Genomic DNA, 13,381 nt, shown 5'->3' with positions numbered 1-13,381 from the left:
GGGGTGGCCTCTGCAGCGATTTCCCAATTCGGCAATCCGCGCCTAGGCTGTATTCAGGCGTTTTTTAACACGAAAGGAATCGCTGTACCGGTCACTCGTTGTAGATTGAACAAAATATTGCCATTAAAAAGGCTTGTTTTCTATTTCTATGGGAATAATCTTGTAATTCCAACAACAAAACAGATTCTGTGACTCATTATTCTGGCCAGCCCCCACAGGGGACCCTCTCACAATCTGACAGCAGGTACTGCCAATGACTCTTCGTATCGCAATCAACGGCTTCGGCCGCATCGGCCGTAACGTACTCCGCGCACTGTATACCCAAGATTACCGTCGAGACCTGCAGGTCGTCGCCATCAACGACCTGGGCGACAGCGCCATGAACGCGCACCTGCTCAAGTACGACAGCGTTCACGGCATCTTCGACGCCACTGTCGAGCATGACAAGGAAGGTTTGACCGTCAACGGCGACCGTATTTCCGTCAGCGCCATTCGCAACCCGGCCGAGCTGCCGTGGAAAGCGGCCGACGTCGATGTGGTATTCGAGTGCACAGGCCTGTTCACCGACCGCGAAAAAGCGTCTGCACACATCACCGCTGGCGCTCGCAAAGTGATCATCTCAGCGCCTGCCAAGGGCGCCGATGCCACTGTGGTGTATGGCGTCAACCATGAAATTCTGCGTCAGTCGCACCAGATCATTTCCAACGCCTCCTGCACCACTAACTGCCTGGCCCCGGTGGCCCAAGTGCTGCACCGCGAGCTGGGCATCGAGCAGGGTCTGATGACCACCATTCACGCCTACACCAACGACCAGGTACTGACCGACATGTACCACAGCGACCCGTTCCGGGCGCGTTCGGCCACCCAGTCGATGATCCCGAGCAAAACCGGGGCCGCTGAAGCGGTGGGCCTGGTGCTGCCTGAACTGGCCGGCAAGCTGACCGGTATGGCAGTGCGCGTGCCGGTGATCAACGTTTCGTTGGTGGACCTGACCCTTAACCTGTCGCGAGAAGCCAGCGCCGACGAGGTCAACGCGCTGATGAAGCAGGCCAGCGAAGGCTCCAGCATCCTGGGTTACAACACGCTGCCGCTGGTGTCCTGCGACTTCAACCACAACCCGCTGTCGTCGATTTTCGACGCCAACCACACCAAGGCTAATGGCAAATTGCTGAAGGTGATGGCCTGGTACGACAACGAGTGGGGTTTCTCCAACCGCATGCTGGACAACTGCCTGGCCCTCTGTAACGCCAAGTAGCCTCGCCTCTCTCTCGACGCAGCCGTCAGCGCCCAGCGCGCCTGACGGCTACGCTCGCCATCACCCTCGCTGCACCGCTAAAACGTCCTCTGCAGGCTGCAACATTGCCTGGCAATCTGGTGCGCAGCCTCTGAACATGGCACTGTACGACAAGGAAACCCTGACCCAGGCCGCGCATTCTTATGGTTTGCCACTGCTCGTTCGTCTTCTATACAACACTGCCTCGCAAGGGTTTGCCATGACTGCTATCGAACACACCCCCCCTCTTCGTTCGGCGCGCCTGCGTGCCATCAGCCAATCCCTGCATGACGAACTCGAGCACGCCGTCGGCGGCCATGCACCCTTTGACAGCCTGGAAAGCTACGGGCGCTTTTTGCAGATGCAGTACCTGTTCCAGTCAGAACTGCAAGGGCTGTACACCGACCCGCAGCTGTGTGCGCTGTTTCCCGACCTGCCCACCCGCTGCCGTGCCGACGCGGCCCGCGCCGACCTGCAAGACCTCGGCCTGGCGTTGCCAACGCCCGTCCCTGGAGCCCTGCAAAAGCCTAGCCGCGCCACCGCCCTGACCTGGATTCGCGTCTCGGAAGGCTCTAAACTGGGCGCCGCCATTTTGATCAAACGCGCACAGGCGCTAGGCCTAAGCGAAACGTTCGGCGCCCGCCACCTGGCAGAACCCGAAGGGGGCCGCGGCCGAACCTGGAAAGCCTTCAACGAAACCTTCGACGCCCTGCCGTTCAGCGCAGCCGAAGAAACCGAAGCCGACCTTGCCGCCAATGCAGCCTTCGCGCGCATTCATGTTTTATTACGCCATACCTATGCCGACCAGCCGGAGCCAGTAAAGGCTTGAAGCAAGACACCCCGGAGCCCATGGACACGCCGCCGCCCATCGTTCGCTCGAAACTTTCGCGCTGCCTCTATGGCGCGCTTGCGTACGTGAGCCTGGCGATCGGCTTGATCGCTATCGTCATCCCTGGGCTGCCCACCACCGAGTTCATTTTGCTCGCTGCCTGGGCCGCCACGCGCAGTTCGCCGCGCCTGAGCGCTTGGCTGGAAAATCACCGTTTGTTTGGGCCGATCATCCGCAATTGGCGCAACGGCAAGGTCATCACCCGCAAAGCGAAAGTCAGCGCGACCGTGAGCATGCTGCTGTGCTCGGTGGTCATGTGGCTGACCCTCAAGCATTACTGGCCTATCTACACCGCGATTGGTTTGATGGTGGTGGTCAACCTGTGGATCTGGTCGCGCCCTGAATCGCCCCGTCGCTAAGCCCGGCTCAACTGCGCGCAAACTGACAGGCCGCACCCCGGCAAGGCATACTGCGCGCCCTGTCCGCCCATTATTCCTACGCTCACCATGCGCATTCATGTCAGTTTCATAGACCGTGTCGGTATCACCCAGGAAGTCCTGGCCTTGCTCGGGGCGCGCCATCTGAACCTCGACGCGGTCGAAATGGTACCGCCGAACGTCTACATCGATGCGCCGACCCTCAGTGCCGAGGTTCTGCAAGAATTGCGTGGCGCCTTGTTCAACGTGCGTGGCGTCGAAGCCGTAACGGTGGTGGATATCCTGCCCGGGCAGCGCCGCCACCTGCAACTCGATGCCTTGCTCGCCGCCATGACCGACCCCGTACTGGCCCTGGACAGCGCCGGCGACGTGCTGCTGGCCAACCCGGCCTTGATCGGCTTGTATGGCCGCGACCCGGCCGGGCAATCGGTCGCGCAATTGTTCGCCGATAGCGAGTTGCTCGGTGCCCTGCTGGAGCACGGCTTTCGCCTGCCCTTGCGGGAAGTCACCCTGAACGGCGCGACCTTGCTACTCGATGCCACCCCCATCACCGACGCCGGTGCACTGCTGACCCTCTACCCGCCCAATCGGATCGGCGAGCGCCTGGCCGCCTTGCACCACGACCATGCCGAAGGGTTCGATTCCCTGCTCGGCGACTCCCCTGCTATCCGCGCGCTGAAAGCGCGAGCGCAACGGGTCGCCGCGCTGGATGCGCCGCTGCTTATCCAGGGCGAGACCGGCACCGGCAAAGAGTTGGTGGCGCGCGCCTGCCACGCCATCAGCGCCCGCCATAGCGCGCCATTCCTGGCCCTGAACTGCGCCGCGCTGCCGGAAAACCTGGCCGAAAGCGAGCTGTTCGGCTATGCCCCAGGGGCCTTCACCGGGGCGCAGCGCGGCGGTAAGCCAGGGCTCATGGAGCTGGCCAACCAAGGTACGGTGTTTCTCGATGAGATCGGCGAAATGTCGCCCTACCTGCAAGCCAAGCTCCTGCGCTTTCTTAACGACGGCAGTTTTCGCCGAGTCGGCGGCGATCGCGAAGTGAAGGTCAACGTGCGCATTCTCAGTGCGACCCACCGTAACCTGGAGAAAATGGTCGCCGAGGGGGCGTTTCGTGAAGACCTGTTCTATCGCTTGAACGTGCTTAACCTGGAGGTGCCGCCACTGCGCGAACGCGGCCAGGACATCCTGCTGCTGGCCCGCTATTTTATGCAGCAAGCGTGTACGCAGATTCAGCGCCCGGTTTGCCGGCTGGTGCCGGGCACCTACCCCGCTCTACTGGGCAATCGCTGGCCAGGCAACGTGCGGCAATTACAAAACGTGATTTTCCGGGCCGCAGCGATCTGTGACAGTAATGTGGTCGACATCGGTGACCTGGACATCGCTGGGACCGCCGTCGCTCGGCAGAACGATGCCGAAGTCGATAGCCTGGAACAGGCCGTGGATGACTTCGAAAGGACCCTCTTGGAGAAACTCTACCCGCGCTATCCCTCCAGCCGCCAACTGGCTAATCGACTGCAAACCTCCCATACCGCGATCGCTAACCGCCTGCGCAAATACGGCATACCCGCTAAGCATTTAGAGCCCTAGGCGCAGAGGTTACGCGACAATCGTACGCAAACCGTTACAGCGTAAAGGTTTCGATACATCCGATGGAATGCCTGTTTAATGGGCTTGAAACAGGCACACCGCTGCACAGTTCACATAACCTGTAGCGGTTTCTTTACGACACGCTTTAGCCCAATTGCGACACAGCCCCCAGCCCGCTGCCGTCCGCTCACTTGGCAGTGAACTTGCTAGGTACACCTCAAACACGCGGCGCCTTGAGCGCGCGAATGATTGGCTTTGAGGATGATGCATGAGCGAGTTGCGTTTTACCCCTGAACACGAATGGCTGCGCGCCGAAGCCGATGGCAGCGTAACCGTTGGCATCACCCCCTTTGCCCAGAACGCGCTGGGTGATGTGGTGTTCGTACAGTTGCCCGAACTGCTCCCCTATCAGCGAGATGCCGAAGTATCAGTGCTAGAGTCAGTCAAGGCCGCCAGCAGCATCAACATGCCGTTGGACGGTGAAGTGGTCGAAGTGAACGCCCAACTGAACGAATCTCCCGAGCTGGTTAACGAAGATGCCCTCGGCGCGGGCTGGTTTTTCCGTTTCACGCCAGCCGACCACAAGCAACTCGACACCCTGCTCGACCAGCAGGCCTACGACAACCTGATCGCGGCCCAGGGCTGAGGAATTCCATGACTACGACAACTGCGCTGCACACCGCTAACGAATTCATCGCACGCCATATCGGCCCGCGCGCCGAAGACGAACATGCCATGCTCGCCACCCTGGGCTTCGACGACCTGGAGGCCCTGAGCGCCAGCGTGATCCCCGAGAGCATCAAGGGCAGCAGCGTGCTTGGCCTATCCGACGGCCAGAGCGAAGCCGAGGCCCTGGCCGCGATCAAAGCCATCGCCGGGCGCAACAAACTGTTCAAGACCCACATTGGCCAGGGCTACTACAACACCCATACCCCAGCGCCGATTCTGCGCAACCTGCTGGAAAACCCGGCCTGGTACACCGCCTACACCCCCTACCAGCCAGAAATTTCCCAAGGCCGTCTGGAAGCGCTGTTGAATTTCCAGACCCTGATCAGCGACCTTACCGGCCTGCCGATTGCCAACGCCTCGCTGCTGGATGAAGCCACCGCAGCGGCCGAAGCCATGACCTTCTGCAAACGTCTGAGCAAGAACAAAGGCAGCCAGCAGTTCTTCGCCTCGGCCCACTGCCACCCGCAAACCCTCGATGTACTGCGCACCCGCGCCGAGCCCCTGAGTATTGAAGTGGTGGTGGCCGACGAACGCGAAGTCAGCGACTTCAGTGTGTTCTTCGGCGCCCTGCTGCAATACCCTGCCAGCAATGGCGACGTGTTTGACTACCGCGAGCTGGTCGAACGTTTTCACGCGGGCAATGCGCTGGTCGCCGTGGCCGCCGACCTGCTGGCGCTGACCTTACTGCAAGCGCCCGGTGAATTCGGCGCCGACGTGGCCATCGGCAGCGCCCAGCGCTTTGGTGTGCCGCTGGGCTTCGGCGGCCCACACGCGGCGTATTTCTCCACCCGCGACGCATTCAAGCGCGACATGCCCGGCCGCCTGGTCGGTGTGTCGATCGACCGCCACGGCAAAAGTGCGCTGCGCCTGGCGATGCAAACCCGTGAGCAACATATTCGCCGTGAAAAGGCCACCAGCAACATTTGCACCGCTCAAGTGCTGCTCGCCAACATCGCCAGCATGTACGCCGTGTACCATGGCCCCGCCGGGCTGCAGCAGATTGCCCGGCGCACCCACCAATTGACCGCCATTCTCGCAGCGGGCCTCAAGGCGATGGGCGTGAATGTATTGCCCGTGCACTTCTTCGACACCCTGACCCTGGCCACGGGCAGTGCCACCGGTGAGGTGCACATCAACGCCCGGGCTGCCGAGATCAACCTGCGCGAAATCGATAACGACCACCTGGGCATTTCCCTCGACGAAACCAGCCGCCAGGCGGATGTCGAGGCGCTCTGGGCGCTGTTCTCCGGCGCCCAGCCAAGCTTCCAGGCGCTGGCCGACGCCACTTCCAGCAACCTGCCCGCCAGCCTGTTGCGCCAGTCGGCGATCCTTGAACACCCGGTGTTCAACCGTTACCACTCGGAAACCGAGCTGATGCGTTACTTGCGCCGCCTCGCCGACAAAGATCTGGCCCTGGACCGCACCATGATCCCACTGGGTTCGTGCACCATGAAGCTCAACGCCGCCAGCGAAATGATCCCGGTCACCTGGGCTGAATTCGGCAACCTGCACCCGTTTGCGCCCGCCGAACAAAGCCAGGGCTACCAAGCCCTGACCGACGAACTGGAAGCCATGTTGTGCGCCGCCACTGGCTACGACGCGGTGTCGCTGCAACCCAACGCCGGTTCCCAGGGTGAGTACGCTGGCCTGTTGGCCATCCGCGCCTACCACCAGAGCCGTGGCGAAGAACGTCGCGATATCTGCCTGATCCCCTCGTCAGCCCACGGCACCAACCCGGCCACCGCACACATGGCCGGTATGCGTGTGGTCGTCACCGCTTGCGACGCCCGTGGCAACGTTGACATCGAAGACTTGCGCGCCAAAGCCGAGCAACACCGCGACCAGCTCGCCGCACTGATGATTACCTACCCGTCCACCCACGGCGTGTTCGAGGAAGGCATCCGCGACATCTGCGCCATCGTGCATGACAACGGCGGCCAGGTGTACATCGACGGCGCCAACATGAATGCCATGGTCGGCCTGTGTGCCCCTGGCCAATTCGGCGGCGACGTCTCGCACCTCAACCTGCACAAGACCTTCTGCATCCCCCATGGTGGCGGCGGCCCAGGGGTCGGCCCGATTGGCGTCAAGGCGCATCTGGCGGCCTTCCTGCCCGGCCATGCGAACATGCAGCGCAAAGAAGGCGCGGTGTGTGCGGCGCCGTTCGGCAGCGCGAGCATCCTGCCGATCACCTGGATGTACATTCGTATGATGGGCGGCGCCGGCCTCAAACGCGCCTCGCAGTTGGCCATTCTCAATGCCAACTACATCGCCCGCCGCCTGGAAGAGCACTATCCCGTGCTGTACAGCGGCAGCAACGGGCTGGTCGCCCACGAGTGCATTCTCGACCTGCGGCCACTCAAGGACAGCAGCGGGATCAGCGTCGACGACGTCGCCAAGCGCCTGATCGACTTTGGCTTCCACGCCCCGACCATGTCGTTCCCGGTGGCTGGCACCCTGATGATCGAACCCACCGAAAGCGAAGCCAAAGAAGAACTGGATCGCTTCTGCGATGCCATGATCTGTATCCGCGAAGAAATCCGCGCGGTGGAAAACGGCAGCCTGGACAAACTCGATAATCCGCTGAAAAACGCGCCCCACACCGCCGCTGAACTGGTCGGTGACTGGACCCACCCCTACAGCCGCGAACAAGCTGTTTACCCACTGCCGAGCCTGATCCAAAGCAAATACTGGCCGCCGGTCGGACGGGTCGACAACGTGTTCGGCGACCGTAATCTGGTCTGCGCCTGCCCATCGATCGAGGCATATCAAGAGGCTTGATCGCCCCCGCACGCGCAGGTAGGAGGGGGCTTGCCCCCGATCTTTCACGGGCAAACAGCCGCTGAAGATCAAAAGATCGGGGCCAAGGCCCCTCCTACGCGCCGATCTTCCCCAGCCCACCCGGAGCCATCATGTCCCTCAGCGTGTTCGACCTGTTCAAGATCGGTATCGGCCCGTCCAGCTCCCACACGGTCGGGCCCATGCGGGCCGCCGCGCGGTTTGCCGAGGGGTTGCGCCGCGACGGGCTGTTGAGCAGCGTAGCCAGCGTGAAGGTGGAGCTCTACGGCTCCCTCGGCGCCACCGGCAAAGGGCATGGCAGTGACACCGCCGTGTTACTCGGGCTGGAGGGCGAACACCCGGATACGGTGGACACCGCCAGCGTCAGCGCACGGCTGCAGCAGATCCGCGGCAGTGGTCAGGTCAACCTGCTGGGCGAGCACTGCATCGCTTTTATCGAAAAACAGCACCTGGCGATGATCCGCAAGCCCTTGGCCTTCCACCCCAACGGGATGATTTTCCGCGCCATGGACGGCGCCGGCCTGCAAATCCGCAGCCGCGAATATTACTCGGTGGGCGGAGGTTTCGTGGTCGATGAAGACGCCGCCGGCGCCGACCGTATCGTCGAAGACAGCACGCCTCTGCCCTACCCTTTCAAACATGGCCGGGAACTGCTTGCCCATTGCGCCGAGCAGCAGTTGTCCATCAGCCAGATCATGCTGGCCAACGAAGGGGCCTGGCGCAGCGAAGCCGAGACCCGCAGCGGCTTGCTCAATATCTGGCAGGTGATGCAAGCCTGCGTGGTCGCGGGCTGTCAGAACGAGGGCATTCTACCGGGCGGGCTCAAGGTCAAACGGCGCGCTGCCGCTTTGCATCGGCAACTGTGTAGCAACCCGGAAGCGGCCCTGCGCGACGCCTTGTCGGTGCTGGACTGGGTCAACCTGTATGCCCTGGCCGTCAATGAAGAGAATGCCGCCGGTGGCCGCGTGGTCACCGCGCCCACCAATGGCGCAGCGGGGATCGTCCCAGCGGTGCTGCATTACTACATGCGCTTTGTGCCCGGCGCCAACGAAGACGGCGTGGTGCGCTTTCTGCTCACAGCCGCGGCCATTGGCATCTTGTACAAGGAAAACGCATCAATTTCCGGCGCCGAGGTGGGCTGCCAAGGCGAAGTAGGCGTGGCCTGCTCCATGGCCGCCGGGGCGTTGTGCAAAGTGATGGGCGGCAGCGTCCAGCAGGTCGAGAACGCCGCCGAAATCGGCATGGAACACAACCTCGGGCTGACTTGTGACCCCATCGGCGGATTAGTCCAGGTGCCCTGCATCGAGCGCAATGCCATGGGCTCAGTCAAAGCGATCAACGCAGTGCGGATGGCCTTACGCGGTGACGGCCAGCACTTCGTCTCGCTGGATAAAGTCATCCGCACCATGCGCCAGACCGGCGCCGACATGAAAAGCAAATACAAAGAGACCGCTCGCGGCGGTCTGGCCGTCAACATCATTGAATGTTGACCACCTTTTTCCAGGAGCCCTCAATGTCTACTGAAAGCCTACGCAAAACTCCGCTGCACGCGCTGCACCTTGAACTCGGTGCGCGCATGGTGCCTTTCGCCGGTTACGAGATGCCCGTGCAGTACCCCTTGGGCGTGATGAAAGAACACCTGCACACCCGCGCCCAGGCCGGGCTGTTCGATGTCTCCCATATGGGCCAGATCCGCGTGGCGGGTGCCGGCGCGGCACAAGCGCTGGAAGCCCTGGTGCCGGTGGACATCGTCGATCTGCCCGTGGGCATGCAGCGCTACGCCATGTTTACCAACCAAGAGGGCGGTATCCTCGACGACCTGATGGTTGCCAACCTGGGCAACGACACTCTGTTGTTGGTGGTTAACGCCGCGTGCAAGCACCAGGATCTGGCCCACTTGAGCCAATACCTGGATGCTCACTGTCAGCTCCAGCCGCTGTTCGAAGAGCGTGCCCTGCTCGCCTTGCAAGGCCCGGCTGCGGTTCAGGTGCTGGCACGCCTGGCGCCGCAGGTGGCGAGCATGACCTTTATGCAATTTGCCGAAGTGTCGCTGATGGGGGTCGACTGCTACGTCAGCCGCTCGGGCTACACGGGCGAAGACGGCTTTGAAATTTCTGTACCGGCTGCCACTGCCGAAGCCTTGGCGCGCCGACTACTGGCCGAACCCGAAGTGCAACCCATCGGCCTCGGTGCCCGGGATTCCCTGCGCTTGGAAGCCGGCTTGTGCCTATACGGCCACGATATGGACAGCCAGACCAGCCCGATCGAGGCCAGCCTGTTGTGGGCGATCTCCAAGGCGCGTCGCCCAGGTGGCAACCGCGCCGGTGGTTTCCCGGGTGCGCAGGTGATCTTCGACCAGCAACAGGCGGGCGTGCAGCGCAAACGCGTGGGTTTGTTGCCTCTGGAGCGTACGCCCGTACGTGAAGGTGCAGAAATTATCGATGCCGATAACAACGTGGTGGGCCAGGTTTGCAGTGGCGGCTTCGGCCCTACCCTGAATGCCCCGGTGGCCATGGGTTATGTGGACAGCGCGTTCGTAGCGGTGGACACGCCTCTGTGGGCCATGGTGCGCGGCAAACCTGTCGCGATGAAAGTCAGCAAAACGCCCTTCGTTGACCAGCGCTACTACCGCGGTTGAGCACGCGACGACGTCATGGCCTGGCAGCACAAAGGTCATGGCATCGTCACGCTGTCGCTCTAACTTATAGCGGGAAATCGCTCCATATCGGGTCGAAAAATCTTTTGTGCACGATCGTGGATCAACGGTGGCCAAAAGCCCCGAAAACAACCCTAAAAAGGCATAAAAGGCTACAGTTTCGGGGCTTGTTTTTCTCCGCAGAGTTGGCGTAGAGTTTCCCCACTGTGTTTGCATGGGTCGCTATGGTTCGTGACCTGGGCAGTAGCTTGCGTTTCGCTACAACCCGTTCGACGTCTCTTACTTTCCTGCAACCCAGCCCAGTGATCTTTCATTTGAAAGAGCCGGTCATCAATTCCAAGTTTCAAGGGAAATAAGCTATGTCTACACGTCAGAGCGGTACAGTGAAGTGGTTCAACGACGAGAAAGGTTTTGGTTTCATTACGCCTGAGAGCGGCCCGGATCTATTCGTGCACTTCCGCGCCATTCAGGGCAACGGCTTCAAGAGCCTGAAAGAAGGCCAGAAAGTCACTTTCGTTTCCGTGCAAGGCCAGAAAGGCCTGCAGGCAGACGAGGTCATCGCGGAGGGCTGATCCCCCACGATAAAAAAAGCCCCTACCGTTAACGGCAGGGGCTTTTTTGTGCCTGTTTGTTTAGGGTCAGGCGGCCCCTGCAAACGATCACCCAGCTCGGCGCAGCAACCAGGCACCCGCCACCGCGCACACCGCCGCAGGCACCAACACGGCGAACAACGGCGAGAAGCCGAACACCAGGCTGGACGGCCCCAGCAGGTCTTGGATGATGCGGAAGGTGAACCCCACCAGCACACCGGTGAACACCCGTTGGCCCAGGGTCACCGAGCGCAGCGGGCCAAAGATAAAGGAGATGGCCATCAGCACCAGCGCCGCGGTCACCAGCGGCTGCAGCACCTTGGTCCAGAACGCCAGCCAGTATTTACCGTTGTTCAGGCCTTGATCCGCTAAGTAATGGATATAGCTCCACAGGCCGCTGATGGACAGCGACTCCGGCGCCAATACCACCGTGCTGAGCAACTGGGGTGTGAGCGATACGCCCCATTGCTCGTTGTCAGCCTTGACCACCTCGGTGCGGTCGCCATGGAACAAGGTGGTGGTCACTTCAGCGAGCTGCCATTGACCTTGGTCGTAGGTGGCCTTGCGCGCAAAACTTGCGCTGAGCATGTTGCGCTGATCGTCGAAACGGTAACGGGTCACGCCATACAACAAGCCGTTGGGCTGGACCGTGTTGATATGGATGAACTCATCGCCCTGGCGGTGCCACAGGCCATGCTTACCACTTTGCGCATCGCCGCCGCCCTGGGCCAGGGACCGATTGGCCTGGGCCTGATTCTCACTGGCCGGGGCCACGTACTCGCCGATCAGCACGCCCACGATCATCAGCACCAGCATGGGTTTCATTACCGCCCAGGTGATGCGCCCAATGGACACCCCGGCGGCGCGCATGATGGTCAGCTCACTGGCACTGGCCAGGCTGCCGAGGCCGATCAGACAACCGATCAAAGCGGCCATGGGCAGCATGTCGTAGAGCCGCCGAGGCGCGGTGAGCAGCACGTAGGAGCAGGCGTCTAGTAACGTATAGGTTTCGCTGATGTCGTTCATTTCATCGATGAAGGCGAACAACGACGCCAACCCGAGGATGATCCCGAGCACTGCCAGAATCGCGATGACCACACTGCGGCTGATGTAGCGATCGAGCTTACGCATGGCTCACCCCCTGGGCACGGCGTGCTGCCTGGCGCCGCCGCAGCGGCTCCCAGTACATCAGGCCCAGACCAATTGCGAGGAACAGCAGATGCACCCACCACAGCCCCAGGGAAGCCGGCAACTTGCCTTTTTCCATGGCGCTGCGGGCGGCAATCAGGATGGTCAGATAAGCCATATACAGAAGGATCGCCGGTAACAATTTGAGGAAACGACCCTGGCGCGGGTTGACCCGCGACAGCGGCACCGCCATGAGGGTCACGATAAAGACCAGCAGCGGTAATGACAGGCGCCATTGCAGCTCGGCCCGCGGCCGCGGGTCAGTGCTGCCCCACAAATCGCGAGTGGGGATGGCTTCGCGGTCAGAGATGTCTTCACTGACCTCAGGCTTGGGCAACAACACCCCGTAGGTGTCGTACGCAATGGCACGGTAATCGGCCGACCCTGGGTTACCGTCATAACGGAAGCCGTTTTCGAGGATCAGATAACGGTTACCATCGGGGCGGATTTCTTGCCGCCCTTTCTCGGCGACCAGTACGGAAATGCCGCGATCCTTGGATTTGTCCTGGGACAAACGCTTTTCGGAAATGAACACACCGCCGAGGTCGACGCGGTTTTCCGACAGGCTTTCGGTGTAGGTCACTCGGGTGCCGTCGCGCAGCGTTTGGAAACGCCCCGGTACCAGGGTGTCGAATTCGGTCATGGCGTCTTGCTGGTTGATGATCTGCGCCACTTGCGCGACGCCCTGGGGCGCCAGGCTCAGGCTCAACCAGGCGACCACCAAAGCCACCACCGCCGCAGGCGCCATGGTGATGGCCAGCAGGCGCTGCTGGCTCATGCCCGTGGCCGACAGCACGGTCATTTCACTTTCGAGGTACAGCCGCCCGTAGGCCAGGAGAATGCCAAGGAACAGCCCAAGGGGCAGGATCAGTTGCAAAAAGCCCGGCAGGCGAAAGCCCATGATCAGGAACAGAACACTGGGGTCCAGCGCGCCCGAGGCGGCCTGGGCCAGGTACTTGATGAAGCGCCCGCTCATGATGATCACGAGCAGCACCGCGCTGACGGCGCTCAGGGTGATCATGACCTCACGGGACAAATAACGGAAAACGATCAAACCAGACACTCCAGGGTTGCCGGGCTCAGAAAGCCGAACAATGGGGTACAACTGCCACGACAAGGGCCGGCTCGCGCCGGCGAACGCGCGAAAAAGTTGGCGCATTATCCTGTGATTGCGCCTGCCTGTCACTTGGCACGCTCAACCCCGCACCAGAGGAGGGTTGTCAGGCTCGCACAGGTAGGGTCAAACTGGGGGCTTTCGCGAGGCGGCTTTAGTATGCGCAGCGATCGATCATG

11 protein-coding genes are annotated in these 13,381 nt (G+C 61.5%); 9 read left to right on the top strand and 2 right to left on the bottom strand.

The window, feature by feature from the left end; genetic code table 11:
• The first annotated feature begins 253 nt into the window (after positions 1 to 253).
• The 9 genes from gap (at position 254) to QCL65_RS04855 (ending at position 10,882) form a co-directional block, all read left to right on the top strand.
• Entirely contained in the window at positions 254 to 1,255 is a 1,002-nt protein-coding gene (gap, locus tag QCL65_RS04895) for a type I glyceraldehyde-3-phosphate dehydrogenase (protein ID WP_407315170.1), read from the top strand.
• Positions 1,256 to 1,493: 238 nt separating this feature from the next.
• Positions 1,494 to 2,102: a biliverdin-producing heme oxygenase gene (locus QCL65_RS04890; RefSeq protein ID WP_407315169.1), complete on the top strand. Its 609-nt coding sequence runs from the start codon at positions 1,494 to 1,496 to the stop codon at positions 2,100 to 2,102.
• A gap of 20 nt (positions 2,103 to 2,122) precedes the next feature.
• Entirely contained in the window at positions 2,123 to 2,521 is a 399-nt protein-coding gene (locus tag QCL65_RS04885) for a YbaN family protein (RefSeq protein WP_407316665.1), read from the top strand.
• Between the two features lie 87 nt (positions 2,522 to 2,608).
• Positions 2,609 to 4,126, top strand: coding sequence for a sigma-54-dependent transcriptional regulator (locus tag QCL65_RS04880; RefSeq protein ID WP_407315168.1), 1,518 nt, complete (start codon positions 2,609 to 2,611; stop codon positions 4,124 to 4,126).
• 268 nt (positions 4,127 to 4,394) lie between these two features.
• On the top strand, positions 4,395 to 4,772 hold the full coding sequence (gcvH, locus tag QCL65_RS04875; RefSeq protein WP_407315167.1) for a glycine cleavage system protein GcvH: 378 nt from the start codon (positions 4,395 to 4,397) through the stop codon (positions 4,770 to 4,772).
• An 8-nt stretch (positions 4,773 to 4,780) separates the two neighbouring features.
• Positions 4,781 to 7,636 (top strand): aminomethyl-transferring glycine dehydrogenase, encoded by a 2,856-nt coding sequence (gene gcvP / locus QCL65_RS04870; protein WP_407315166.1) that lies wholly within the window; start codon positions 4,781 to 4,783, stop codon positions 7,634 to 7,636.
• 131 nt (positions 7,637 to 7,767) lie between these two features.
• A complete protein-coding gene (locus QCL65_RS04865; protein ID WP_407315165.1) occupies positions 7,768 to 9,144 on the top strand; it encodes an L-serine ammonia-lyase in 1,377 nt (458 codons plus the stop codon).
• A 23-nt stretch (positions 9,145 to 9,167) separates the two neighbouring features.
• Positions 9,168 to 10,292, top strand: coding sequence for a glycine cleavage system aminomethyltransferase GcvT (gene gcvT, locus QCL65_RS04860; RefSeq protein ID WP_407315164.1), 1,125 nt, complete (start codon positions 9,168 to 9,170; stop codon positions 10,290 to 10,292).
• Between the two features lie 377 nt (positions 10,293 to 10,669).
• A complete protein-coding gene (locus QCL65_RS04855; protein WP_407315163.1) occupies positions 10,670 to 10,882 on the top strand; it encodes a cold-shock protein in 213 nt (70 codons plus the stop codon).
• Between the two features lie 87 nt (positions 10,883 to 10,969).
• Here QCL65_RS04855 and lptG read toward each other — a convergent pair whose 3' ends face one another.
• Together lptG and lptF are read right to left on the bottom strand one after the other, a co-directional pair.
• Positions 10,970 to 12,031: an LPS export ABC transporter permease LptG gene (lptG, locus tag QCL65_RS04850; protein ID WP_407315162.1), complete on the bottom strand. Its 1,062-nt coding sequence runs from the start codon at positions 12,029 to 12,031 to the stop codon at positions 10,970 to 10,972.
• Positions 12,024 to 13,142 (bottom strand): LPS export ABC transporter permease LptF, encoded by a 1,119-nt coding sequence (gene lptF, locus QCL65_RS04845; protein WP_407315161.1) that lies wholly within the window; start codon positions 13,140 to 13,142, stop codon positions 12,024 to 12,026. Before lptF ends, lptG begins: the two co-directional genes overlap by 8 nt.
• Positions 13,143 to 13,381 lie beyond the last annotated feature (239 nt).

This window comes from Pseudomonas sp. nanlin1 (assembly GCF_045571515.1).
Taxonomy (GTDB): domain Bacteria; phylum Pseudomonadota; class Gammaproteobacteria; order Pseudomonadales; family Pseudomonadaceae; genus Aquipseudomonas.
Note: the sequence above shows the minus strand (reverse complement) of the source record. Positions and strands in the feature narration are given on the sequence as shown.

Bases quoted from the DNA above. Each gene is read 5' to 3' on its own strand.
- QCL65_RS04880 (WP_407315168.1), top strand. From the start codon at position 2,609: ATGCGCATTCATGTCAGTTTCATAGACCGTGTCGGTATCACCCAGGAA.
- QCL65_RS04885 (WP_407316665.1), top strand. From the start codon at position 2,123: ATGGACACGCCGCCGCCCATCGTTCGCTCGAAACTTTCGCGCTGCCTC.
- gcvP (WP_407315166.1), top strand. From the start codon at position 4,781: ATGACTACGACAACTGCGCTGCACACCGCTAACGAATTCATCGCACGC.
- QCL65_RS04890 (WP_407315169.1), top strand. From the start codon at position 1,494: ATGACTGCTATCGAACACACCCCCCCTCTTCGTTCGGCGCGCCTGCGT.
- gap (WP_407315170.1), top strand. From the start codon at position 254: ATGACTCTTCGTATCGCAATCAACGGCTTCGGCCGCATCGGCCGTAAC.
- lptG (WP_407315162.1), bottom strand. From the start codon at position 12,031: ATGCGTAAGCTCGATCGCTACATCAGCCGCAGTGTGGTCATCGCGATT.
- QCL65_RS04855 (WP_407315163.1), top strand. From the start codon at position 10,670: ATGTCTACACGTCAGAGCGGTACAGTGAAGTGGTTCAACGACGAGAAA.
- gcvH (WP_407315167.1), top strand. From the start codon at position 4,395: ATGAGCGAGTTGCGTTTTACCCCTGAACACGAATGGCTGCGCGCCGAA.
- QCL65_RS04865 (WP_407315165.1), top strand. From the start codon at position 7,768: ATGTCCCTCAGCGTGTTCGACCTGTTCAAGATCGGTATCGGCCCGTCC.
- gcvT (WP_407315164.1), top strand. From the start codon at position 9,168: ATGTCTACTGAAAGCCTACGCAAAACTCCGCTGCACGCGCTGCACCTT.